General features: G+C 46.0%; 1 protein-coding gene. It reads right to left on the bottom strand.

Translation table 11 applies throughout. The annotated features are described in order from the left end of the window. A partial coding sequence (locus E4T71_RS09650; RefSeq protein WP_135039042.1) for a DUF1542 domain-containing protein occupies positions 1-224 on the bottom strand: 224 nt, incomplete at both ends.

Genomic DNA, 224 nt, shown 5'->3' with positions numbered 1-224 from the left:
TGCATCAACTTGAGCCTTAGCTGCTGCTTTCTCTTCGTCTGTTAGATCAGAGCGAGCGTCAATTTCATCCTTCTTGGCTTGAGCGGCTTCATCGACAGCTTTCTTCGCTTCAGGCTTAGCAACTGCATCTGGGTTAATAGCTTTAACAGTGTCAACACCTGCAGTCTTAGCTTCTTCAACTCCTGCATTTGTTGTTGCTGCATCTACTGCAGCTTTGGCTTTTT

This window comes from Streptococcus sp. WM07, assembly GCF_004570525.1.
In the GTDB taxonomy this organism is placed as follows: domain Bacteria; phylum Bacillota; class Bacilli; order Lactobacillales; family Streptococcaceae; genus Streptococcus.
This window is presented reverse-complemented; position numbering and strand designations above follow the sequence as displayed.